The organism is Pseudomonas sp. MRSN 12121, from assembly GCF_000931465.1.
Lineage (GTDB): Bacteria > Pseudomonadota > Gammaproteobacteria > Pseudomonadales > Pseudomonadaceae > Aquipseudomonas.
The window spans coordinates 4,164,908-4,189,045 of the sequence record NZ_CP010892.1; the positions used below are offsets into that span (position 1 = coordinate 4,164,908).

At 65.1% G+C, this 24,138-nt stretch carries 20 protein-coding genes, 1 tRNA gene and 1 pseudogene; 6 read left to right on the forward strand and 16 right to left on the reverse strand.

Annotated elements, in window-relative coordinates; all coding sequences use genetic code 11:
• Positions 1–10: 10 nt before the first annotated feature.
• From TO66_RS18970 to pgsA, 11 genes are all read right to left on the reverse strand, one after another.
• The gene (locus TO66_RS18970) at positions 11–1,459 is read right to left on the reverse strand and encodes an adenylosuccinate lyase family protein (RefSeq protein WP_044463712.1); all 1,449 of its coding nucleotides are present in this window, start codon (positions 1,457–1,459) and stop codon (positions 11–13) included.
• Positions 1,459–2,892 (reverse strand): adenylosuccinate lyase, encoded by a 1,434-nt coding sequence (gene purB / locus TO66_RS18975; RefSeq protein ID WP_044463713.1) that lies wholly within the window; start codon positions 2,890–2,892, stop codon positions 1,459–1,461. The genes TO66_RS18970 and purB overlap by 1 nt, the downstream gene beginning before the upstream one ends.
• A gap of 32 nt (positions 2,893–2,924) precedes the next feature.
• Complete coding sequence (locus TO66_RS18980; RefSeq protein ID WP_044463714.1) at positions 2,925–3,914, reverse strand: HOASN domain-containing protein; 990 nt, start codon at positions 3,912–3,914, stop codon at positions 2,925–2,927.
• Positions 3,915–3,954: 40 nt separating this feature from the next.
• Complete coding sequence (locus TO66_RS18985) at positions 3,955–4,980, reverse strand: HOASN domain-containing protein (protein ID WP_044463715.1); 1,026 nt, start codon at positions 4,978–4,980, stop codon at positions 3,955–3,957.
• A 702-nt stretch (positions 4,981–5,682) separates the two neighbouring features.
• A complete protein-coding gene (locus tag TO66_RS18990) occupies positions 5,683–5,877 on the reverse strand; it encodes a heavy-metal-associated domain-containing protein (RefSeq protein ID WP_044463716.1) in 195 nt (64 codons plus the stop codon).
• Positions 5,878–6,321: 444 nt separating this feature from the next.
• Positions 6,322–8,865: a heavy metal translocating P-type ATPase gene (locus TO66_RS18995; protein WP_044463717.1), complete on the reverse strand. Its 2,544-nt coding sequence runs from the start codon at positions 8,863–8,865 to the stop codon at positions 6,322–6,324.
• A 58-nt stretch (positions 8,866–8,923) separates the two neighbouring features.
• Positions 8,924–10,411, reverse strand: a complete 1,488-nt coding sequence (locus tag TO66_RS19000; protein WP_044463718.1) for an efflux transporter outer membrane subunit — start codon at positions 10,409–10,411, stop codon at positions 8,924–8,926.
• Complete coding sequence (locus TO66_RS19005) at positions 10,408–13,584, reverse strand: efflux RND transporter permease subunit (protein WP_044463719.1); 3,177 nt, start codon at positions 13,582–13,584, stop codon at positions 10,408–10,410. The genes TO66_RS19000 and TO66_RS19005 overlap by 4 nt, the downstream gene beginning before the upstream one ends.
• Positions 13,581–14,738 (reverse strand): efflux RND transporter periplasmic adaptor subunit, encoded by a 1,158-nt coding sequence (locus TO66_RS19010; protein WP_044466089.1) that lies wholly within the window; start codon positions 14,736–14,738, stop codon positions 13,581–13,583. The genes TO66_RS19005 and TO66_RS19010 overlap by 4 nt, the downstream gene beginning before the upstream one ends.
• Before the next feature lie 384 nt (positions 14,739–15,122).
• Positions 15,123–15,198: transfer RNA gene (locus TO66_RS19015), tRNA-Gly, on the reverse strand.
• Positions 15,199–15,261: 63 nt separating this feature from the next.
• Entirely contained in the window at positions 15,262–15,822 is a 561-nt protein-coding gene (gene pgsA / locus TO66_RS19020) for a CDP-diacylglycerol--glycerol-3-phosphate 3-phosphatidyltransferase (protein WP_044463720.1), read from the reverse strand.
• A gap of 457 nt (positions 15,823–16,279) precedes the next feature.
• Here pgsA and TO66_RS32735 point away from each other — a divergent pair.
• Together TO66_RS32735 and TO66_RS32740 are read left to right on the forward strand one after the other, a co-directional pair.
• Positions 16,280–16,603 (forward strand): annotated as a pseudogene (locus TO66_RS32735) (polymorphic toxin type 44 domain-containing protein); the annotation flags it as partial.
• Positions 16,578–17,003, forward strand: coding sequence for a hypothetical protein (locus tag TO66_RS32740; RefSeq protein ID WP_256240728.1), 426 nt, complete (start codon positions 16,578–16,580; stop codon positions 17,001–17,003). The pseudogene TO66_RS32735 and the gene TO66_RS32740, both read left to right, overlap by 26 nt.
• 309 nt (positions 17,004–17,312) lie before the next feature.
• On the opposite strand, the gene uvrC is transcribed toward TO66_RS32740, so the two are convergent.
• The 3 genes from uvrC to TO66_RS19035 all read right to left on the reverse strand — a co-directional run bounded on the left by uvrC (position 17,313) and on the right by TO66_RS19035 (position 20,291).
• Positions 17,313–19,136 carry an excinuclease ABC subunit UvrC gene (gene uvrC / locus TO66_RS19025; RefSeq protein ID WP_044463721.1) on the reverse strand — a complete coding sequence of 608 codons (1,824 nt, stop codon included), beginning with the start codon at positions 19,134–19,136 and terminating at the stop codon, positions 17,313–17,315.
• A 2-nt stretch (positions 19,137–19,138) separates the two neighbouring features.
• Positions 19,139–19,780: a UvrY/SirA/GacA family response regulator transcription factor gene (gene uvrY / locus TO66_RS19030; RefSeq protein ID WP_009049615.1), complete on the reverse strand. Its 642-nt coding sequence runs from the start codon at positions 19,778–19,780 to the stop codon at positions 19,139–19,141.
• Positions 19,781–19,925: 145 nt separating this feature from the next.
• Positions 19,926–20,291: a helix-turn-helix domain-containing protein gene (locus TO66_RS19035; RefSeq protein ID WP_044463722.1), complete on the reverse strand. Its 366-nt coding sequence runs from the start codon at positions 20,289–20,291 to the stop codon at positions 19,926–19,928.
• 81 nt (positions 20,292–20,372) lie between these two features.
• On the opposite strand from TO66_RS19035, the gene TO66_RS19040 reads away from it, so the two are divergent.
• Entirely contained in the window at positions 20,373–20,603 is a 231-nt protein-coding gene (locus tag TO66_RS19040; protein WP_044463723.1) for a DNA-binding protein, read from the forward strand.
• Between the two features lie 19 nt (positions 20,604–20,622).
• Here the strand turns inward: TO66_RS19040 and TO66_RS19045 are convergent, their stop codons facing one another.
• Both TO66_RS19045 and TO66_RS19050 read right to left on the reverse strand, forming a co-directional pair.
• Positions 20,623–21,069, reverse strand: coding sequence for an N-acetyltransferase (locus tag TO66_RS19045; RefSeq protein ID WP_044463724.1), 447 nt, complete (start codon positions 21,067–21,069; stop codon positions 20,623–20,625).
• Entirely contained in the window at positions 21,066–21,824 is a 759-nt protein-coding gene (locus tag TO66_RS19050; RefSeq protein ID WP_044463725.1) for a carbon-nitrogen hydrolase family protein, read from the reverse strand. The genes TO66_RS19045 and TO66_RS19050 overlap by 4 nt, the downstream gene beginning before the upstream one ends.
• 158 nt (positions 21,825–21,982) lie before the next feature.
• Between TO66_RS19050 and TO66_RS34000 the strand changes: the two genes are divergently transcribed.
• The 3 genes from TO66_RS34000 (at position 21,983) to TO66_RS19060 (ending at position 24,119) form a co-directional block, all read left to right on the forward strand.
• Positions 21,983–22,117 (forward strand): hypothetical protein, encoded by a 135-nt coding sequence (locus TO66_RS34000; RefSeq protein WP_256240736.1) that lies wholly within the window; start codon positions 21,983–21,985, stop codon positions 22,115–22,117.
• A 345-nt stretch (positions 22,118–22,462) separates the two neighbouring features.
• A complete protein-coding gene (locus TO66_RS19055; protein ID WP_044463726.1) occupies positions 22,463–23,554 on the forward strand; it encodes a 3-deoxy-7-phosphoheptulonate synthase in 1,092 nt (363 codons plus the stop codon).
• 283 nt (positions 23,555–23,837) lie between these two features.
• Positions 23,838–24,119: a peptidylprolyl isomerase gene (locus tag TO66_RS19060; RefSeq protein WP_007924449.1), complete on the forward strand. Its 282-nt coding sequence runs from the start codon at positions 23,838–23,840 to the stop codon at positions 24,117–24,119.
• Positions 24,120–24,138: the final 19 nt, after the last annotated feature.

Consider the following 24,138-nt stretch of genomic DNA (forward strand, 5'->3'; position numbering starts at 1 on the left):
CGGTGATTGATTAATGGCTGGCAGCCTTGCCCAGCACCTTGTCGACGATTTTTTCGGCCATGCCCAGGTGGGCCCGGGGTTCGAACAGCCGGGCCAGGGTCTGCGCCGACATGACGGCGCAGACCCGCGGATCGGCTTCGATCGCCTGGCGAATCGGCACCTGGTCCCGCTGGCAGGCCTGGGTGATTTCGAAAATGATTTCGTAGGCACTGCTCTTGCCGAGCTTCTTCGCCATCTCGAACACGAAGGCCTCGGTGCAGATGGCCTCGCTGTAGGCCGTGGCGTTGCGCTCCATGGCCTGGTGGTTGACGGTGAGCGCGCCGATGGTGTCGTCCAGCAACGAGAAGGCCATCAGCGTGTAGTGCGAGACATCCGCCACGGCACACCATTCCAGGCGAGTACCGCGGTAATCCCGTTCGTGTTCCAGGATCATCGCCTCCAGCGCCAGCACGACCTGCGCCTTGGCCAGCCGCGCCAGCACCACCACCTGTTCGCAACCCTCGGGATTACGCTTGTGCGGCATGGTGCTGCTACCGATCTGCTGCTCCGTCCAGCCCACCGCCAGCTCGCCGATTTCCCAGCGGTTGAGGGTGCGGATCTCGTCCGCGATGCGCGCCAGGGACGCGGTGACCATGGCCAGCGTGCCGACGAATTCGGCGACGCGGTCGCGGGACACATGCCAGCCCGCCAGCGGCACGTCCAGGGACAGGCGCCGGGCAAAACTCTCCAGCATGCCCATGGCCTCGCTGCCGAAGGCGGCCATGGTGCCGACGCCACCGAACAGCTGCACCACCAGGATCCGCTTGCGTGCCTCGCCGAGGCGGTCGCGGTGGCGCAGCAGTTCGTCGATCCAGCCGGCGACCTTCAGCGCGAAGGTGGTCGGCAATGCCGGGATCGAGTGGGTCCTGGCGACCATGAGCGAGCCGCGCTGCCCGTCGGCCAGTACCGCCAGCTTGGCCAGCAGGCTCTCCAGGGCCTGGTCCAGCGCATCCAGCACGTCGCGCATTTCCAGGGACTGGGCGGTGTCCTGGATGTCCTGGGTGGTGGCGCCGTAGTGCACGTATTCCCGGGTACTGGGGCTGCAGTTTTTCTGCAAGGCACTCAGCAGCGGCATCAGCGAGTGGCCGGTGCTGGCCACGCCGTCGGCGATCTGCCGCCAGTCGATGGCCGAGAGGTTCGCCGCCTGCTCGATTTCCAGCGCGGCCTGCCGGGGGATGATCTGCACGTCCGCCTGGGCCATGGCCAGCGCCGCTTCGACATCCAGCCAGCGTTGCAGGCGACAGTGGCTGCAGAAGATTTTCCGGCTCACGGGGCCGGCGTAGCCGCCACCATGAGTCTGGGAGTCCAGGATATGGCTGTGTTCGTGCCGACAGCCGTGCTCGGCGCCATCGCTACCGAGGCTTGCCGAACGGACGGTGCAGGTAGCACGGGCCAGCGTTTCCAGCGATTGCGAATCCATCACATACCCTCCATCACGCACTGAGACTGAGTGGAATTTCCTTGGTTTGACGTGGTCCCTTCGCGCCCATCGCGCGCCGAGCCGGGCAACGGATCACCGGCGAGCCGGTCGACCATCTCGGCGGCCAGCCCGGTGTAGGTGGCCGGGTCGAGCAGCTCGTCGAGCGCCTGCGGGGTGAAGCAGCCACACAGGCGTTCATGCCCGAGCAGCACATCGCGCAACGGCGTGGCCTCGCGCTGCGCCGTCAGGGCAGCCTCGTGCACCAGCTCGTGGGCACTCTGCTTGCCCAGCCGATCCGCCAGGGCGAACATCACCCGCTCCGACAGAATCAAGCCGCCGAGCAGCTCCAGGTTGCTGCGCATGCGCGCTTTCCGGACCTCCAGGCCCGCGGCCAGCAAACCCTCCATGCGAGTGAGCAGCGCACCGCTGTAGATGAACAGCTCCGGCAGCGCGGCCCATTCGATGCGCCAGGTCGTACCGTCGCGCTCGTGCAACTGGAACGCCGCGTCGGTGAGCGCCACCATCTGCGCCCGGACCAGGCGCGACAGCGCGCTGATCAGGTCGACCGTCGACGGGTTCTGCTTGTGGGGCATGGTGCTGCTGCCCACCTGCCCCGGCCGGCTGCCTTCGCGCACCTCATCTATCTCACTGCGCTGCAGGTGGTAGATTTCGTTCGCCACCCGGCCCAGCGTCAGCGAGACCTGGAGCAGCAGCCCCGCGGCCTCGAGCACCCGGTCCCGGGCGCTGTGCCAACTGGTCAGCGGCGCGCCGAGCCCGAGCCGGGCCAGCGTGCGCTGCTGCAACTCGAAGCCCTGGGCGCCGAACGACGCCAGGGTGCCGACGGCCCCGGTCAGGTTGCCGACCATCACCCGCTCCCGCGCCTCGTCGAAGCGCTGCAGGTGCCGGTCGAGCTCGTCGACCCAGACCGCGACCTTGTAGCCGAACGTGGTGGGCAGCGCCTGCTGGCCATGGGTGCGCGCCACCATCGGCGTGTGCTTGTGGCGCAGGGCGAGCGCCAGCAGGTGGCGGCGGATCGCCTGCAATCGATCGACAGCCTGGCCCCAGGCTTCGCGGATCTGCAGGATCAGCCCGGTATCGAGGATGTCCTGGGTGGTCACGCCGTAATGCACGTATTCGCCCCACCCTCCTGCGCAGGCCTTCTGCATGGCCCGGATCAGCGGCACCAGGAGGTGCCCGGTGGCCATGCTGTCCCGGCCCAGCGCCTGCAAGTCGTAACGCTCCACCTGGGCCACGCGGGCAATTTCCCGCGCCGCTTCGGCGGGAATGATGCCCATCTCGGCCTGGGTCGCCGCCAGCGCCCGTTCGACATCCAGCCATTTCTGCACCTGCTGGCTGTCGGAGAAGATCGCGGCGAATTCCGGGGACGAGTAGGCGCCCCCGTGGATACGAGATTCTGTAATGTGACTCGACATGTTCTATCCCTCGCTGTGTCCCCTGGGGACCTTTACTTCACGCGCTGCATTTCTTCCCAGACAGCGTCGTAGTAAGCCCTTTCCAGGCGGAAGTGCTGGGCCAGCGAGGTGAGGAACGCGTTCTGGAAGCCGACGTCGGGGATGCGTCGCGCGATGAGCTGCCACTCGCGCTTGGCCCGCGGCGGCACCAGGCTGATGTGGACCTTGTAGTACTCGGCCGCGTCTTCGCTGACGCCGGCCTGGAGCAACGCGTGATAGAGCTTCTCGTGATTGCCCGGGACCACCAGCTCGGTGATGTAGAACACCGCCAGGCCCCAGCCGACGTCGGGCTGGCGGAAGCAGCGCGCGCGGTTGTTCAGGTAGGCGATTTCCTCGGGCATCGTCGAGATGGCCTGGAAGTCCGCCTCCAGGTCGACGGCGTTGAGCAGCTTGGCCAGCAGCCGTGGGTGGGAAGCCTGCTCGTCCTCTTCGCCCAGTTCGCCATAGAGGTAGCGGCCGAGCGCCGCGGCCTCGTCCACGTCGGTCAGGTTCACCAGCAGGTCGGCCGCGTCCCGGTACAGGCGGAAGGTGCGGAACCACTGGTGGCGCAGGAACACCTGGAGTTGCGCGCGGGAGGCCGCGCCCGAGAACACGTATTGCGACATGGGGTGTTTTTCGCGGGACTGCGAAAAGACTTCCTGCTCAAGGCGTTTCTGGAAATCCGCCTCGGACAGCGCCGCAGACAGATCGGCGCACGGCATGAAGCGCTCTTCCACGCGATAGATCGCATTGGCCAGCCAGCGCCGGGTGAGCGCGGTCGCCACGTCGTCGCTCAACGACAGGATGTAGAGCAGTTGCTGGTACTCGGCGAACGCCTGGGCATTGCCCGAGTGCGCCGTCTCGACCAGGGCGCGCAGCGCGTTGGCGGCGATTTCGATGGGCCGGGAGCTGGCACTGGGCACCAGCGCCTCGGCGACCAGGCGCGCTTCGCTCGAGTGCAGGTTCTGGAGTTGCTGCAGGGAAAAATTACGGGAACTGAGCATGGGGTCTTCCTTGTTTTTGTTGTGGGTGCAACGGGGTGAATCAGGCGGTGCGGGACGGCTTCTGCATCTCCTGCCAGAGCATGTCGAAGTACGCCTTGTTGATCTCGAAGTGGCGCGCCAGCGCTTGCATGAAGGTGCGCTGGAACGACGCGCTCGGCGCGAACTTGGCGATCAGCGCCCACATTTCCTCGGTGTCGATCTCGTCCTGGGTGCCGTGCAGGCGATGGAACTCGCTGGGTTGCTCGGGCACGCCCAGGCGTTGCAGCAGTTCATAGATGCGCCGGTGGTTGACGCAACTCACCGATTCCACCGCGTACAGCAGGGCCAGGCCCCAGGCGACATCCGGGTGGCGCACGCAACGGATACGGTTGTTCAGGTAGGCCTTTTCCAGGGGGTGCAACGCAGGGAAATCGATGCGCAGCGGGATATCGAAATACGTCATCAGGTGGGACAGCAGCGCCGGGTGCGAACGCTCCGGGGTCTCCGCGCCCGCCTCGCCATACAGGTTGCGGTAGAACACCGAGGCGTCCTCGATGGCTTCGAAGCGAAACGCCAGTTCCGCCAGCAGGCTGTAGAAGTTGTAGGAACGGGTCCAGTGGTGCTCGAGGAAGAAGCGCACGTCTTCACGCGGCGGCGTGCCCTCGAACAGGTGCAGCGACATCGGGTGCCTGACGCGGCTGCGCGACTCGATTTCGGCATCGACCTGCCGGCGGAACTCCTCTACCGACAACGCCGGGGCGTCGGGCAGATCAGGGGCGAATTCATCCTCCATCAGGTAGACCTGGCTCGCCAGCCAGCGGCGCGTTGGTTCGGTACGGGGTTCTCCCGGCAGGTGCAGTTCCAGGAGCAGCGCCTGGTACTGCCCATAGGCGTTGCGGTCGCCCGCCAGGCCCGCGGCGGTGAGCATCAGCAGCGACTCCAGCGCGACCGTGACCTGGGAATAGGTAGCGCCCGGTTTCAGGGCCTCGGCCAGCAGTTGCGCGGTGTCGGTGGCAGGAGCTGCCGCTCGGCCACTGAGGGCTGACGGTTTCAGGGCATCGAGATAATGGGTGCTGAGCTTATTCATGGAGACCTCCACTAGTTACCAATGAGTTCACGTTAATCATTGAGCCCACGCACGAAGACGCTGTTACTTCCTCGCTGGTGAACTTGATGATTGCCTCGCGACGCCTGAAAACGGTGCGCGAAGTGGTGAGACCGCCCCGGGTCCGATGAACACCGGCGTTCACTTCTCGCGTATGTATCGAAGGGTCGATACCTGACGCACAAGCGAATGCCTGGGTTGTCGGAGGGGCATGATAGGTAACTAAGGTGGAGAGTGAGTTACAGCGTCTTTGCCGTATAACGTAGGACATCTAACTACCCTTTTCATTGTTGTTATGCGAAAAATCCTAAAGCTTCCCATGGTGGAAAGGTCAAGCCACGGAATTGTTTTTTCGCGGGTAACTTAGATGAGTAAAAAACACTGATGGCAAATAGTCACCTAGTTGGAAAAAGGCCTGTAGCAGAGGCGTTGGCGCTCCAGGAAGGAGTCGCGGCGAGCGTTCTTGCAGCGGGCTCTGGACAGGCAAAGAGACGCCAGGAAATATTTATTTACAATTCGCGACTACCCTCCTCGTCATCTCGCTCAACCTGTTCGACCCTCGGCGAATGGCCCTTCTAGAACCCTGCCAACCCTCACCCAGCCAGGCGCCCTGGCGCGCTGGGCAAGGGCGCCGGGCCGCCGGAGACGGCAGCCCGGGGCGCCTGCCGTGGTTGCGGCAACGGGCTATCGCTGGTCGGGATACCCGGCCTCGCTCAGCACGTTGCGCAAGGCGCTCGCGTCCAGGGTGCTCCGGACCCGGACTTCGCGTGTCAGTGGATCGGTCTCGATCTGCGCCTGGGGATCGACCTTCAGCAGTGCCCGAGTGACGGACTGGGCGCAGCCGCCACAGCTCATGTTGGGTATATGAAAACGCAGCATATTGAACTCCTGGTTATTAGTTAGGCCTGGCCACTTTGCAGCCTACCCACAGGGCAAGGTCAAATATTTAAAGAGATATTTCATGCACTGGAATCTTATATATGACCAACCAGTCATTAGTTCGACGACTTACATGGGCAGCGAACATTATCTCGCTATTTCGCCTTAGTGCACGGCACTCGGCCGCCCCCTGTTTTTTATCAAACAACTGGGTATTTACTCGGCAGCAGACAATGGCGATGTGCAACTAACCCCGGCACGAACAGAGCAACTTTTGCCGAGCGCTACGCTTATGTATCGCCTGTCTGTTTATAGGTATGAGCCCTGTTTGAGCTGACCGCGCTAGATGGACTGGCGCCTAACCAGGCGCCAGTCATTAGTTGCCGCGGGGACCTGCAAGGCACTGGCAGGTCCGACCTTGAACGGACAGCGCTTGCGCCGCGATCAGTGACTAGCGAGCGGGGCCGCCTCGCTCTGTGCCGTTGCCGTGCGGGGTTCGAGCGCCAGGGGCGCCTGCAAGCGCTTGAGCCGCAGTGCGTTGCCGAGCACGAAGACGCTGGAGAGCGCCATCGCCGCCGCGGCGAAGATCGGCGACAGCAAGCTGCCGTTCAGCGGATAGAGCACCCCCGCCGCGACCGGGATCAGCAGCGCGTTATAGGCAAAGGCCCAGAACAGGTTCTGCTTGATATTGCGGATCGTCGCCTGGCTCAGGGCAATGGCATTCGGCACGCCACGCAGGTCGCCCGACATCAGCACCACATCGGCCGCTTCGATCGCCACGTCGGTGCCGGTGCCGATGGCGAGGCCGACGTCCGCCTCGGCCAGCGCCGGCGCATCGTTGATACCGTCGCCGACGAAGGCCACCCGCGCGCCCTGGCCGCGAAACGCCTTGAGCGCCGCGACCTTGCCGTCGGGCAGGACCTCGGCCGCCACTTCGTCGATCCCCAGCTGCCGGGCAATCGCCGCGGCCGTGGCGGCGTTGTCGCCGGTGATCATGGCCACCTTGAGGCCGAGCGCGTGCAGCGCTGCGATGGCCTCGGGCGTGGTTTCCTTGATCGGGTCGGCGACCGCGATCACCGCCGCCAGGCGGCCGTCGATCGCCGCATAGAGCGGGCTCTTGCCGTGCTCGCCCAGTTGCTGGGCGGTGGTCCGGAAGCTGCTCACGTCGAGGCCCAGTTGCGTCATGAAACGGTCCGCGCCGACCGCGACGACGCGACCGCCAACGGTAGCCGACACACCAAAGCCCGGCGTGGCGGCGAACCCCTCGAGGGCCGCGAGCACCAGGCCGCGCTGCTTGGCAGCGGCCACTATCGCTTCAGCGATCGGGTGTTCCGAGCGGCTCTCGACCGCCGCCACCAGCGCCAGGACTTCATCCTGCGCGAAGCCCTCGGCGACGATCAGGTCGGTCAGTTCGGGGCGGCCCTTGGTCAGCGTGCCGGTCTTGTCGAGCGCGACCACGCTCACATCCCGCAGTGCCTGCAAGGCTTCGCCCTTGCGAAACAGCACGCCCAGCTCGGCCGCCCGGCCCGTGCCGACCATGATCGAGGTCGGCGTGGCCAGCCCCATGGCGCACGGGCAGGCAATGATCAGCACCGCCACCGCATTGACCAGGGCGAAGGTCAGCGCCGGGCTCGGCCCGAACATCAGCCAGACCAGGAAGGTCGCCGTCGCCGCGGCCATCACCGCCGGCACGAACCACATGGTGACTTTGTCGACCAGCGCCTGGATCGGCAGCTTGGACCCCTGCGCCTGCTCGACCAGGCGGATGATCTGCGCCAGCACCGTGTTGGCGCCGACCTGGGTGACGCGGAAACTGAAGGCACCGGTCTTGTTGATCGTGCCACCGATGACGGCGGCGCCCGGGCCTTTCGACACCGGCACCGGTTCGCCGCTGATCATGCTTTCGTCCACATAGGACGCGCCCTCGATCACCTCGCCGTCGAGCGGGATCTTCTCGCCCGGACGCACCAGCACCACGTCGTCGAGCTTCACCTGATCGACCGGGGTTTCCACGGTATGGCCATGGTGTTCGACCCGCGCGGTCCTGGCCTGCAATCCCACCAGCCGCTTGATCGCCTGCGAGGTCTTGCCCTTGGCCCGGGCTTCCAGCGTACGCCCGAGCAGGATCAGGGTGACGATGACCGCCGCGGCCTCGAAGTAGACATTGGCGGTGCCCTGCGGCAACACCTCGGGCATGAAGGTGGCGACCACCGAATAACCGTAGGCCGCCGTCGTGCCGACCGCGACCAGCGAGTTCATGTCCGGGGCGCCGCGCCACAACGCCGGCAGGCCCTTTTGAAAGAAGCGCAGCCCGGGGCCGAACAGCACCAGGGTGGCGAGCGCGAATTGCAGGTACCAGTTCGCCTGCTGCCCCAGCACGCCCATCACCCAGTGGTGCATGGCGGGAATCAGGTGCGAGCCCATCTCGAGGATGAACACCGGCAAGGTAAGGACGGCGGCAATCAGCAGCGAACGGCGCAGGCTCCGCGCCTCGCCCTCGCGCCGAGCCTCGTCCTGGTCGCTGGCGTCTGCTCCGGCGGCGGACAAGCGACGGGCCTTGTACCCTGCCCGCTTGACCGCTGCTTCAAGATCACCCATGGACACCAGCCCGGCCAGGTGCCGCACCCTGGCCTGCTCGGTCGCCAGGTTGACGCTGGCTTCGAGCACGCCGGGGATCTGCCGCAGCGCCTTTTCCACCCGGCCCACGCACGAGGCGCAGGTCATGCCCTCGATCGCCAGTTCCAGGGTTTCTTCGCGCACGGCGTACCCCGCCCGTTCGATGGCCTGCACCGCGCCCAGCGGATCGGCCGGGCCGGCGAAGCTGACATCGGCACGTTCGGTGGCCAGGTTGACGGCGGCGCTCTGCACGCCGGGGACGGTTTTCAGCGCCCGCTCGACCCGCCCCACGCAGGACGCGCAGGTCATGCCCTCGACCGGCAGGCTCAGGTGGGTATTCAGGGACCCGGGTTGCACAGCAACGGAAGTCATTGGATTACTCCTTCAGGTATCAGTGCGAGACAGCCTGGACCTTGCCAAGAGGGGAAGGTCAAGGCCCGGCGGCGATTTCCTTGACCCTGGTCAACGGCGCGGGCCCGCTGGCGGTGCCGCAGCTGCGGTCCACCGGCGAGCAGATTTCCCAGCCACCGCCCAGGGCCTTGTAGATGCTGACAACGGCCAGGCGCTGGCGGGTCCGCGCAACGGTCAGCGCCCGGCGGCTGGTGAAGTCCGAGCGTTCGGCCTCGAGCACATCCAGGTAGACCCCCTCGCCGGCGATGAACCGCTCCCGCGCCAGGTCCGCCGCCGCGCGGTTGGCCGCCGACTCGAGCAGGCGCAGCTCGAGGGTCTGGCCCGCGGCGCCATAGCCCTTGAAGGCATCGTCGGTTTCCTGCAAGGCGCGCAGCAGGGTCTGGTCGTAGACGATCAACGCCTCCCGGGCGCGGGCCTCGCTGGCGGCGATCCGGGCACGCACCCTGCCTCTGTCGAGCAACGACCAGCGAATCACCGGGCCGAGGAAGCTGGAGGTCGCCCCGGCATCGCCCAGGGCGTCGAGATGGCCGGCCACCAGGCCGATCGAACCGCGCACCTGGACCTCCGGATAGAGGCCCGCGGTCTCGATCCCGATCCGCGCGGTCTGGGCCGCCAGGCTGCGCTCGGCGGCCACGATATCGGCGCGCCGCGACAGCAGCCCGAGCGGATCGCCGATACCGATCGTGCGTACCGCCAGGGTGTCGCCCGCGGAACTGGCAACGGGCGGCTTGAAGGTCTGCGGCGCCTGGCCCAGGAGAATGGCCAGGGCGTTGCTCGATGCCGCACGGCGTCGCTCCAGGCCCGGGGCGACCGCCTCGACATTGCGCAACAGCGCCTCGGCCCGCAGCCGGTCGAACTCATGGGCCGAGCCGACGCTGACCTGCCGCTCGACCATTTCCAGGCTTTCGCGCTGGTTGCGGGTGATGTCCTCGACCACCGCCTGTTCGGCCTCGACACCGCGCAGTTCGAACCAGGTGGCCGCCACCGCGGCGGCGACGCTGGCCTGCACCCCACGCAACAGCGCCTCGCCCGAGCCCACCTGGGCCTGGGCCGCTTCCACCAAACGTCGCACCCGGCCGAACAGGTCGATTTCCCAGGACGCATCGACAGCGCCGCGATAGGTCTCGATCTCGCGTTGCTGCCCGGCCGGCGTCTCCACCTCGCTGCGCCGCACCGCCTCATAGCCGAGCGCAGGCCCGCCACGCGGCAGGAACTCCTGGCGGCTTTCGCGCAGGACCGCCCTCGCCTCGTCGAGCCGCGCGGCGGCGAGCGCGATGTCATGGTTGGCCGCCAGCGCCTGCTGGATCAGGCCGGTCAGTGCCGGTTCGTCGAAGGCCCGCCACCACTGGACCTCGACGGTTTCCGGGGTCAGGCCGGCGGCTGTCGTGCCGAAGCTGGCGGGCAGTTGCGCCGCCGGCGGCGAGTAGTCGGGGCCCACCGCCGCGCATCCGGCCAACAGGACTAACGCAGCGAGCGGCAGCAGGACTTTCGGGTTGCGAGCGTTCATGGGTGGCTCTCCTCCAGGCGCGTCAGCCTTTGCCGGGCGGGCCGCTCGAAGCGCGCCGCCAGCCTACGCACCAACACATAGAAAACCGGCGTCAGGAACAGGCCGAACAGCGTCACCCCGAGCATCCCGGCGAACACCGCGACGCCCATGGCCTGGCGCATCTCGGCCCCGGCGCCGCTGGCCAGGACCAGCGGCACGACCCCGGCGATAAAGGCGAACGAGGTCATCAGGATCGGCCGCAGGCGCAAGCGGCAGGCCTCGACGACCGCCTCCAGCGTGCTCGATCCCCCGGCCTCCAGGCTGCGGGCGAACTCGACGATGAGGATGGCGTTCTTGGCGGCCAGGCCGACCAGCACCACCAGCCCGATCTGCACGAAGACGTTGTTGTCGCCGTCCACCAGCCATACCCCGATGATCGCGCTCAACAGGCACATCGGCACGATCAGCAGCACCGCCAGGGGCAGCAGCCAACTGTTGTATTGCGCGGCGAGAATCAGATAGGCGAGCAGCACGCACAGCGGGAAGATGAACAGCGCCGAATCGCCGGCGAGTTTCTGCTGGTACGTGAGGTCGGTCCACTCGAAGGTCATGCCGTCCGGCAGCTGCTCCTTTGCCAGGCGCTCCATGAGCGCGACCGCCTGCCCCGAACTGACGCCCGCCATCGCGCCACCGGAAATATCGGCCGAGGGGTAGCCGTTGTAGTGGATCACCCGATCCGGCCCGGAGCCCGGCGTGACCGTGACGAACGAGGACAACGGCAGCATCGCCCCGGCCGCGTTGCGCACCTGCAAGCGGCCGATGGCTTCGGCCTGCATGCGGTAATCCGCGTCGGCCTGCGCCGTGACCTTGTAGGTGCGGCCGAAGCGGTTGAAGTCGTTGACGTACAGCGAGCCGAGATAGACCTGCAGCGTCTCGAACACGTCCGCCAGGTGCACGCCCTGGCTCTTGGCCTGGGTCCGGTCGACCACCACGTCGAGCTGCGGGGCGTTGATGTCGAAACTGGTCATCAGCCCGGCCAGTTGCCCCGACTCGTTGGCCTTGAGCATTAGCAACCGGGTCTGCCGGGCCAGGGCCTCGAGCCCGGCGCCGCCGCGGTCCTCGACCTGCATCTTGAACCCGCCCGTGGCGCCGAGGCCCGGCACCGGCGGTGGCGGGAACACCCCGAGGAAGCCGTCGGGAATCCCGGCGAACCGGGCTTGCAGGCGCCCGGCGATGGCCACGGCGCCGAGGTCGGCGCTGGTGCGCGCCTCGAACGGGTCGAGCATGATGAAGATCACCGCGGCGTTCGGCACGTTGACGAAACCATTGACCGACAGCCCGGGAAACGCCACCACGCTTTCGACCCCGTGCTCGGCCAGGGCGATGTTCGACATCTGCTTGACCACCGCTTCGGTGCGGTCCAGGGAGGCCGCGTTCGGCAGCTGGGCGATGGCGACCAGGTAATATTTGTCCTGCATCGGCACGAAGCCCGGCGGGACGGCCTTGAAGCCGAGGAAGGTCAGCCCGAGCAGCCCGGCGTAGACCAGCAGCGCCACCGCGCTGACCCGCACCACCTTGCGCACCGTGTTGCCATAGGCCTGCGGCGCCTGCTGGAACGGCCGGCCGAGCGTCTGCAGCGCCCGCGCCGCACGGCCCCGCAGGCTGTGCGCCGGCGCCGGTGTCGCGGCGTGGCGCGGACGCAACAGCAAGCCGGCGAGCGCCGGGCTGAGCGTCAGCGAGTTGACCGCCGAAAGGATGGTCGAGATGGCGATGGTCAGCGCGAACTGGCGATAGAACTCACCCTGCAGGCCGCTCAGGAAAGCGGTCGGGATGAACACCGCCGCGAGCACCGAGGTGATCGCGATGATCGGGCCGGTCACCTCGTCCATGGCGCGCCGTGCCGCCTCCGTGGGCGCCTCGCCATTCTCGATGTGGCGCTCGACGTTCTCGACCACCACGATCGCGTCGTCGACGACGATGCCGATCGACAGCACCAGCCCGAACAGCGACAGGGTATTGAGCGAGAAGCCCATCAGGTGCATGACGGCGAAGGTGCCGACCAGCGACACCGGCACGGCCAGCAGCGGGATCAGCGACGCCCGCCAGCTGCGCAGGAACACCACGACCACGACCACCACCAGCAGGATCGCCTCGAGCAAGGTGGTGGCCACCGTCTGCAACGAGGCGCGGACAAACACCGTCGGGTCATAGGCGATCCGCGAGCTGAGCCCGGCCGGGAAATCGGCTTCCAGGCGCTGGATGGTGTCCCGCACCGCCTGGGCCACATCGAGCGCGTTGGCCCCCGGGCTCTGGATGATCTGCAACGCCACGGCCGGTTCGCCGTCGAGCAGGCTGCGCAAGGCATAGGCATCGCCGCCCATCTCGATCCGCGCGACATCGCGCAGGCGCGTCACCTGACCGTTGTCGCCGATGCGCAGGATGATGTCGGCGAATTGCTCCTCGTCGCTCAGGCGGCCCAGGGTGTTCACCGTGACCTGGAAGGCGGCGGTGGAATCGGGCGCCTGGCCGACCGAACCGGCCGCCACCTGCACGTTCTGTTCGCGCACCGCGGCAATCACCTCGCCGGCGGTCAGCCCGCGAGCGGCAATCAGGTCCGGATCGAGCCACAGGCGCATGCTGTATTCGCCCGCGCCCCACACCAGGACATCGCTGATGCCCGGCAGGCGGGACAACTCATCGCGCACCTGCAGATAGGCGTAGTTCGAGATATAGAGCGGGTCGTAACGTTTGTCCGGCGACAGCAGGTGCACCACCATCAGGATGTCCGGCGAGGTCTTCTGCGTGACTACGCCCTGGCGCTGCACTTCTTCCGGCAGGCGCGACAGCACCCGCGAGACGCGGTTCTGCACCTGCACCTGCGCCATGTCGGCATTCGTCCCCTGGGCGAAGGTAACGGTGAGGATCAGGCGGCCGTCGGTGGCCGACTGCGAAGCCATGTACAGCATGCCCTCCACCCCGGTGATCGCCTGTTCGAGCGGCGCCGCCACCGTTTCGGCGATCACCTTGGGATTGGCCCCCGGATAGGAAGCGGTCACTTGCACCGTCGGCGGCGTCACCGCCGGGTACTCGCTGAGCGGCAACTGGAAGAACGCGACGATGCCGGCAATCATCATCAGGATCGACAGCACGATGGCGAAGATCGGGCGATCGATGAAGAAGCGAGGGAAGGTCATGGCGCCACCCCCACGGTCTGCCCCAGGTCGACAGGCGTCCCGTCGATCTCGGCGATCTGCGGCGTGATCTGCATGTCCGGACGGACCAGGCCCTTGACCACGATGCGCTCGCCCGGCCGCAGGCCCTGCCTGATCACCCGCAGGCCATCGACCATCGGGCCGGGCTCCACCGGCCGGTACTGGGTCTTGTCATCCTCGCCGACCACCAGCACGTAGCGGCTGCCCTGGTCGGTGCCGATCGACTGGTCGGAAATCAGCACCTGCTCTTGCGGCTCGCCGGTCTCCAGCCTGATCCGGGCGAACAGCCCGGGGGTCAATTGCCCATCGGGGTTGTCGACGAGCGCGCGGACCCGCACCGTCCCGGTCCCGCGATCGGCGGTGTTGGACAGGAAGTCCAGGCGGCTGGGACGCGAATGGCCCTGGTCGGTGAGCAACGCCACCATCACCCTGGGCGCCTCGGCGGCCGTCTTGGCCCGGCTCGGCGCGAGCGAGCGCAGGTAGGTGCGCTCGTCGACATCGAAATACACATGCAGCGGATCGGTCGAGACAATGGTGGTGAGCGGCGTGACGCCATTGGTGACGTAGTTGCCCTCGGTGACGAGGGTGCGGCCGACCCGCCCGCTGATCGGCGCGGTGACGCGGGTGAAGCTCAGGTCCAGTTGCGCGGCATCCAGCGCGGCCCTGGCGGCGTCGACCTGGGCCTTGCTCGCCTTGCGCGAGGCGATGGCCGAGTCCAGGCGCTCACGGGCCACCACCTTCCTGGCGAACAGCTGTTCGGCGCGGGCATGGTCCGCCTGGGCCAGCATCGAGGCCGCTTCGGCCTCCCGCAGACGCGCCGTGGCGGCATCCAGCGCCGCCTGGAAAACCCGCGGGTCGATGAGGAACAGCCGGCTGCCTTTTTCCACGTAGCGGCCCTCGGGCACGCTGACTTCCTGAATGTAGCCCGCCACCCGCGGACGCAACTCGACCTGCTTGATCGCGGTCAGCGAACCGGTGTACTCGACAAAGGGCGTCACCGGCCGCACGACCACCTCGGCCACCGGGACACTTGGCGGTTGCGCGGCAGAGGCCGCAGGCCGTGTGTCCTTGCACCCAGCGAGAACGAGCGCGACGCCTAGGGTCGCCGTGAAAAGAGTTACGCGATTGACTGTCATCATTGTGCCTTCCCGGGCTTGATTCGACCTGGATTCGCCGAGGCGAAACCGCTTGCGTTGCGGTTATCCGACTTGACACCTTGGGAAGGTCAACCTTTTTTTGCGGCGAAGCGGCCCGCGCGCAAATGGCGCGCTGCGCCGAGCGGAAAACGGCGGCGCAGCACACCCGTCGGACAGAAGGCAGGAGAAAGAAGAGAGGCAAGCGTGGCGGCCGAACGGTCCGGCCATCGATATCGCAGGGGGCCACCGACGCCATAGGGGCGCTGGCGCCTATCGCTCGGTGGGTGCAGAGTTCCGGCCACTTTTACGCCGGAACGAAAAAAGGACCCGAAGGTCCTTTTTGCGATCGCTGCAGCATTCGGTTGAATCCTGCAGCGCTATGCTTGGAGCGGGAAACGAGACTCGAACTCGCGACCCCGACCTTGGCAAGGTCGTGCTCTACCAACTGAGCTATTCCCGCGTCTTGGTGGTGTGCATTCTATAGAAATTCGAAACTGCGTCAACCCCTTGATTCAAAAAAGTTTTATTTCTTTTCCACATCAGTCTTCAGATGAGGCCAGGCAGCCCGCAGGTACTGCAGCATGGACCAGAGGGTGAGCCCTCCCGCGATCAGCAGCAAGGCATACCCCAGCAACACCCAGAAGGTGAACGCCGGTGGGTTGGCCAGCAGGATGACCAGCGCCAGCATCTGCGCCGCGGTTTTCCACTTGCCCATGTTGGACACCGCCACCTGGGCGCGGGCACCGAGCTCGGCCATCCATTCGCGCAAGGCGGAAACCACGATTTCGCGCCCGATGATCACCGCGGCCGGCAGGGTCAGCCACAGGTTGCCGTGTTCCTGCACCAGCAGCACCAGGGCCACCGCCACCATCAGCTTGTCCGCCACCGGATCGAGAAAGGCCCCGAACGGCGTGCTCTGCTCCAGGCGTCGCGCCAGGTAGCCGTCGAGCCAGTCGGTGGCCGCGGCGAACGCGAAGACAGAACTGGCGGCCATGTAGCTCCAGGTGTACGGCAGGTAAAACAGCAAAATGAAGATCGGGATGAGCAGAACGCGTAGAACGGTGATCAGATTAGGGATATTCATCGGCACAACTGGCTACGAGGTGAGTTGGCATTCTACTCAGAAAACGCCCGGCTGAGGCAGGCCATGCGCATTCTACGAGCTTCCTGCAGGCCATGTCTAACAGTGTTCCTACGGATATCCAACCCTGCATACCCCCTCAAAGGCCCGCTTTCAGAGGCCTGTGCAAACGCGATTAGCCTCCACGCAGGACCGCGTTAAAGCCTCGGCGCTTGAGCCATGAGAGAACCTGCGTTTGTTTCTGCCAGGCTCTCGAAAGCCTCCTCAACATTCAGAATCCCCCTAAAGCATTGCCCTGTACCCCTTGGTAGCCTCGCGCAGCGCTGCAACGAGCCATAGCGCCCTAGGGATCGACCAACGTACAAGGATGATGCATCGATGCTTTCTTCTGCTCGCCTGGGCGACAAACACCTCTGCCCTCTTCCCGGCCACGGCACGACAGCCATTGCTTGCGCTTCTGGTGGCTGGAGGCCTTTCTGAAAGTGTCCTGCTTGATGGTGCAGGTATAGAGCAGATAGGGTCGGACGCTGCTCGGAAGGTTGAAGAGATGTATGACAAACCTAAAGCAGAATGGAAACGGCCCGGGCCGCATCGCTCAGCGAATATCGAAGGCATGAGAGCATGGGACGATGCTGACCGCCTATCCATCAGCATCGGCGTGAAGCTCTATCAGCAACACCCCAGCGGAGGCATCACGGCAAAGATGATCATGGACGAAGTTCTTGCAGTACAACCAAAGGAATGGGGGGAAGGTATCCGTGTCCACAAATGTAAAACCCATTAAGTACAGGTACATTTTTGGCATTTTCTTTTTGCTACTGCTGACACCCTTTGTGTTTTTGAAAGTAGCGACCCCGGTGGTGACTGTTCATTACTCCAAGGAGGGAAAAGAGAAGCTTTCGGTGACATGGAATACGCAGCATAGAATTTATCGGAGCGGGCGCGGAGGACTACCCCCCGGAGAAGCGACCACCGACTTTGGACATGTCTTTCCAGATGATGAGTTCTTTATGGAGTTCTATTGGTGGAGCGATACGGGCCGCAACCATTGCGTCAATATCACCCCTAAATGGCGAAGGACGAATATTTACCTCGACCTGAATGGCAATATTGATACCAGCCCAGGGGGCGGTACTGATACGGATCGCTTGAAGAAGTGCACTACGGACCCTTCTGAGCCTTGAACCCCAAGCCTCACCACAACAAGGTCACCCAGCACAGCCACCAAGTAGAACGTAGACGACCTTCCCAAAGCCTTAGCAAAGCCCCTCCTTGAGAAACGCCTGGAGAGACACTAAAGAGCCCGGGAAATCAGCGTTCCTGCTCGAGGACGTCTCCCACGACCACCCGTTCATGGCTGCCCAATACAGGCTCCAGAATGTCGCGAAAAACTTTTCGCCTGTGATTATCTTGATGGAGATTGTTCAGGTGCGCGTAGTGGCCAAGCCCTTGTACTCATTGAGCCTGGCCTCATCCGTCAGCGAGTCGGCGCCCTACTCGCTGTGCAGGTTTGCATAAATCAACTCGGCGAGCTTTTTACTGATCCCCGGTGCCTTGGCGATCTCGTCGATGCTTGCCCGAGACAGCTCCTGCAATCCACCAAAATGCTTCAGCAGGTCGCGGCGGCGCTTGGGGCCGACGCCGGCCACGCCTTCGAGGGTCGAGGTACGGCGGGTCTTGCCGCGGCGCGCGCGGTGGCCGGTGATGGCGAACCGGTGCGCCTCGTCGCGGATCTGCTGGATCAGGTGCAGCGCCGGCGAGTCGCCCTTGAGGGTGAACTCGTGGGCGGCATCGTTGAGATAGAGAGTCTCGAAGCCGGCCTTGCGCGTCGCGCCCTTGGCCACGCCCAGCAGGATCAGGTCGGGCACCGCCAGCTCGTTGAGCACATCGCGCGCCATGGACAGCTGGCCCTTGCCGCCATCCACCAGCAGGATGTCCGGCAGCTTGCCCTCGCCGTCCTTGAGCTTGCTGAAGCGCCGGGTCAGGGCCTGGTGCATCGCCGCATAGTCGTCGCCCGCGGTTACGCCTTCGATGTTGTAGCGCCGGTAATCGGACTTCAACGGCCCTTCCGGGCCGAACACCACGCAGGAAGCCACGGTCGCCTCGCCGCTGGAGTGGCTGATGTCGTAGCACTCCAGACGCTGCGGCGGCTCGTCCAGGTTCAGCACGTCGGCCAGGGCTTCGAAGCGTGCCGCCACATGCTGCCGGTTGGCCAGGCGCGCGCTCAGCGCCTGCTCGGCGTTGGTCACCGCCAGTTGTTGCCAGCGCGCCCGCGTGCCGCGCACCCGGTGGCTGATGCTCAGCTCGCGGCCGCGCAGTTCCTGGATGGCGGCGATCAGGGTCGGGAAATCCTCATGGACCACGTTGACGATCAGTTCGCTCGGCAGGTCGCGCTCCGGGCTGCTGAGAAAATATTGCCCGAGGAAGGCCGACATGACCTCGGCCACCTCTTCCTCGATGCCCACCTGGGGAAAGAAGTTCTTGCTGCCCAGCACCCGGCCGCCGCGCACGCTGATCAGGTGCACACAGGCGCCGCCCGGGTTGACGAAGGCCGCGACCACATCCACGTCGCCACTGCCGCCTTCCATGCTCTGCTGGTCCTGCACCCGCCGCAGCAGGGAAATCTGGTCGCGCAGCTCGGCTGCTTTCTCGAAGTCCAGGGTGCTGGCCGCCTGCTCCATGCCGACCGAGAGTTCATCGGTCAAGGCATTGCTGCGACCTTCGAGAAACATCACCGAGTGGCGCACATCCTCGGCGTACACCTCTGACTCCACCAGGCCGACGCACGGCGCCTTGCAGCGCTTGATCTGGTATTGCAGGCACGGCCGGGTGCGGTTCCGGTAGTAGCTGTCCTCGCACTGGCGGACCATGAAGGTCTTTTGCAGCAGGCTCAGGCTCTCGCGGATGGCCCCGGCGCTGGGGTACGGGCCGAAGTACTTGCCCTTCTGCTTCTTCGCCCCGCGATGGATGCTGAAGCGCGGAAACTCGCCATCGGACAGAAACACATAGGGATAGGACTTATCGTCGCGCAACAGGATGTTGTACGGCGGCCGCCATTCCTTGATCAGCGTCTGCTCGAGCAGCAGGGCTTCGGTCTCGTTGGCGGTGATGGTGGTTTCGATCTGCGCGATGCGCCCCACCAGGGCGGCGGTCTTGGGCGCCAGGCCGGTCTTGCGGAAATAGCTGGCCAGGCGGTTCTTCAGGTTCTTGGCTTTACCGACGTAGAGCAGACGCGCATCGCTGTCGAACATGCGATACACGCCGGGACGGCCACTGCAGGTGGAGAGAAAAGCACTCGGATCAAACGGCTCGGTCATTATCAGGCGCTGGCATCGACCATGCCGTGGCGGACCGCCAGCAACGTCAGTTCGACATCGCTGCTGATCGAGAGCTTCTCGAAGATACGGTAACGGTAGGTATTCACGGTTTTCGGGGACAGGCACAGCTTGTCGGAAATGATCTGCACTTTCTGGCAGCCGACGATCATCAGCGCGATCTGGATCTCGCGTTCCGACAGGGCGTCGAACGGCGATTCACTGGAAGGCTGGAATGACTTGAACACCAACTGCTGGGCAATCTGCGGGCTGATGTAGCGCTGGCCGGCAAATACCAGGCGGATGGCCTGCACCATTTCATTGAGGCCCGCGCCCTTGGTCAGGTAACCCGCGGCGCCGGCCTGCAGCAAGCGGGTCGGGAACGGATCTTCTTCGCACACGGTGACGGCCACGACTTTGATATCCGGATGACTGCGCAGCAATTTGCGCGTGGCTTCAAGACCGCCGATCCCGGGCATCTTGACGTCCATCAGGACCACATCGGGTTTCAATTCCCGGGCCTTGAGCAGGGACTCCTCCCCTGACTCGGCCTGACCGACCACTTGCAGGCCATCGATGTCAGCCAGCATTCGTGTAATACCTGTACGAACGAGATCATGGTCATCGACTACTAGCACCCTAATCAAGCAGACACCTCGCGATATGGTCTTTATAGGTTGCCGGACACCTTAGCAAAAAAGCAGCGTGCTGACCTAATGCCAAGCGCCATATAAAAGCGCCTGTCCGACAGCACTGTCCGGCGTGGCGTGAATGTGCTGTGAGCGCCCTGCCCTAAGGCTCTCGGACGTCCGCCTTGCTTTTCGACAGGCTGCAGACCGAGCGCTCGGCAAGGGTGTGGGTCAGGTGCCCGATGGCATCCTGGTCCTCCTTGTACAGCGCCCGATAACTGATGAGGATTTTCTCTTCGTTCAGGCTGAGGTTCTCGGCCCGGGTCGGGGTCCGTTTGCCGGTCACTATATAAAGGACATCGACCCCTTTTGCCGCCACCCGCGACAGATAGTCCGCCTTGGGTACGCGCTCGCCACTTTCGTATCTGCCTTGGGCGTTGGCCTCCACGCCGCCAACCTCACCAAATTTTTTCTGCGATAACCCCAGGCGTTCCCTTTCCTGTCTTAACCGCGAACCGATTCCACTCATTTGGATGTATGATCCTTTTTTATGCACCCCGAGGGGTGTTACACCCTTCAAGCATTGAACACATTTGAACGGTTTTGAACTATGCCCGGTATTCGCACTGCCGCACAAGCCAAGGCCTGGCTTGAACATCAAGGTAAATCGGTTCAACAGTTCGCCCGTGAACACGGGGTCGACCCGGCCACCACCTACCAGGTTCTGGCAGGCCGCAAGAAAGGACGACGCGGAGAAGCGCACAAGGTAGCGGTACTGCTGGGTATGAAAGAGGGCATCATCCTGGCCGACCCCGAGGGTCCCGATCAGGCACCCGCCTGATCGTCATCCCCGGCCGCGGCTACCCCTCCAGCGCACTGCTGCGCTCCATCCGCAGAAAACACTCGTCCTCCCCGACCACCTTCAGCCCCATGCGGCCGTAGAGCGCCTGCGCCGGATTGTCCTGGAACACCGTCAGGCGCAGCAGCCCGCGCCGTTCGCCACGCGCCATCGCCAGTACCCGCTCGATGGTCCAGGCCCCGGCGCCCTGGCCGCGAAAGGCCTCGAGCACATGCAACTCGCGGATATACAGGGCCCTGGAATCGCGGCTGAGACTGATGAATCCCAACACCCTGGCGCCCTGGCAGATCAGCAGGTTCTCGCGCCCGGCCCAGGCCACATCGAAGGCTTCATCCAGCCACAACAGATCATGGCGGATGTAGTAACCCAGCATCGTGCTGCGGGTCAGGTCCCGGGCGAACGCCAGGTCTTCCGGGGTGTTGGCGGGACGCAGCTGGAAACCGTTCAAGGCGCTTCGACCCTCATGCGCTGGCCGCTCCAGTGCCCGGCGTGACGCCGGGCAACCAGCAACTCGTCGCCGGTGCCCGCGGCCGCCACGATCAGCCTGCCATCCGGCCCCCAGATCGCACTGCGCCCCGCCGACACCCAGCCACCGGTCGGCCCGCCGTGGTTCGCCATCAGCACCAGCATGCCGTGCTCCACGGCATAGCCCTGCAACAGGGCACTGTCGGCGGCATACCCCTGCTCGCTGATCAGCACTCCGGCGGCGTAGAGACCCGCGCCGGACTGCGCCGCCGCGCGCGGATGGCTGGCCCGGGAGAAATCGGCGCACACCGCCAGGGCGACCCGATCCTCGGCGAACTGAAGATGCGCGCCTCCCGTTCCCGGGGAAAACACCCGCTCTTCGCCAGCATGCAGATGCTGCTTGCTATACACCGCCAACGAACCATCGGCGGCCAGCACCAGGGCGCCGATCAACAGCGGGCCCTCGGTCGACAAGCGAATGGGCATGCCCACCACGGCCGTCACGCCCAGCTCCCGAGCCTGGTCGCGCAACGGCTGCAACAGCGGACTGTGGGGCGACAGCGCCAGCCCGGCCGCGAGTTCGGGTTCATAACCGGTGAGAGACAGCTCGGGAAACACCAGCAACTGCACCGCCTGCTCCGCCGCGACGCGGAGGAAGGCCTGGTGCCGGGCGATATTGCCCGACAGGTCGCCGGCGATGGAAACCGCCTGGGCGGCAGCGAGGGTCAGTGAGGTCATGGAGGGTCCTGAAAGCGCGTAAAAAGGAGCCTGGCGAGTGTGTCATAAAACCTGCGGGCGCTTAACTCATAGGCCGCGGCTGGCAACTCCATAGGATTTTCTGATTGAACCGCGCCCCCGGCCTCTAGTAAGCTCGCCCCACTTCACGGAGAAACCGCATGTCGTCCCTCACCTTTTCCCTGCATCGTCACACCGCCAGCGCCTCGCGCTCGGGTGCGGCTGCCTGGGTGAAAAACGCCAGCGCGACCGTCAGCTTTTATTTTGGGTATTGGTTTAGCCACTGGCGCGCCTGATACCCAAACGGCGCCCACTTGAACGGGTCGCCTACCAGAGAAAATCTCACCCCCGGTCGGCCTCCCGACCGGGGGTTTCGTTTTTCTGGACCCAAGATTTTTAACCGCGACTTTCAGCAACACACCGACTTAACGAGGATTCACCCCATGAACTACGCCACTTATTACCGTTACGACACTTATTCCGCCTGGCGATTTAGCAGCTTCCGTTCGGGACAGCCTGCCGCCTCCGACCGGTCACCTGCTGGTGGCAAACACAGCTGCATCAATCCGGCCAATTGTCGAACACCCCAGTAGGGCCGCGCGCGGGAATCAGACCCGCCGCCCGCCCAGGAAGCCTTGAACATGAATTCGTCCGTATCCGCTCTGCCACTGTCCACCCGCACCTGCGCCAACGAAACCCTGAGCCAGCGCCTGCCCAGCTCGCTGGAACTCAAGCAGCAACTGCCGCTCGGCCTGGCCCTTAGCCAGCAAGTCGCCGCCCATCGCCAGGCGGTGCGCGCCATCCTCAACGGTGAAGACTCCCGTTTGCTGGTCGTCGTCGGCCCCTGCTCGATCCACGATCCCCAGTCCGCCCTGGAATACGCCAGCCACCTTGCCCGACTATCCGCCGAGCTCGGCGACGAACTGTTGCTGGTGATGCGCGCCTATGTCGAAAAACCGCGCACCACCGTTGGCTGGAAAGGCCTGGCCTACGATCCGCGCCTGGATGGCAGCGACGACATGGCCGGCGGCCTGACCCTGTCGCGGGAACTGATGCGCGAAATGCTGCGCCTGGGCCTGCCGATCGCCACCGAGTTGCTGCAACCCATGGCCGCCGGCTACTTCGACGACCTGCTGAGCTGGGTCGCCATCGGCGCCCGCACCACCGAATCGCAGATCCACCGTGAAATGGCCAGCGGCCTGGGCATGCCCGTGGGCTTCAAGAACGGCACCGACGGCGGCGTCGGCATCGCCTGCGACGCCATGCGCTCGGCGGCGCACCCGCACCGCCACTTCGGCGTCGACAGCCAGGGCCATCCGGCGGTGATCCAGACCCCGGGCAACCCGGACACCCACCTGGTATTGCGTGGCGGCCATCGCGGCCCGAACTACGATCGCCAGAGCGTGGCCCAGGTGCAGCACGACTTGCAGAAGCTGAAGATCCCGGCGCGAATCATGGTCGATTGCAGCCACGCCAACAGCGGCAAGGATCCGTTGCGCCAACCGGCGGTGTTCGACGAGGTGCTGGCGCAACGCCTGCAGGGCGATGCGAGCCTGGTCGGGGTGATGCTGGAAAGCCACCTGTTCGAGGGCTGCCAGCCGCTGAGCGCGGAGCTGCGCTACGGGGTTTCGGTGACGGACGGCTGCCTGGGCTGGGACGCCACCGAGCACCTGCTGCGTAATGCCGCCCGCCAGTTGCGCGACAGCCGGCAAGAGATCCCGGCATCCGCCTGATTCCGCCCCCGTCTCTGCTCTCTCTGTAGCCGCTGCCGAGCCCTGGCGAGGCTGCGATCGGGCGCGCAGCGGCCGCAACGCAGGCGGCGCGGTCCGTCAGGCACAGCGCGTCGTCAGGTCTGGCGCCTGCTCCGCAGTCGATCGCAGCCTCGCCAGGGCTCGACAGCGGCTACAGGCCAGGATTACCGACCGTCAAGCGCTGCAATGCCTTGACGGAACTTTGACGAGAAATAGGCTACACAATCCGGTAGGCTCACCACTTTCTTGAAAGGAGCAACACCCCATGGCCAAAGCCACTGCCCGTCACATCCTGGTTGCCAGCGAAGCCAAGTGCAACGAACTGAAAGCCGAGATCGAAGCCGGCGCCGACTTCGCCGAAGTCGCGAAGAAGAACTCCACCTGCCCGTCCAGCCGTGATGGCGGCAACCTGGGCTCCTTCGGCCCGGGCCAGATGGTCAAGGAATTCGACACCGTGGTCTTCAGCGCCCCGGTCAATGTCGTGCAGGGCCCGGTGAAGACCCAGTTCGGCTATCACCTGCTGGAAGTCACCAGCCGCCAGGACTGATCCTGTCGCGATGCGCATG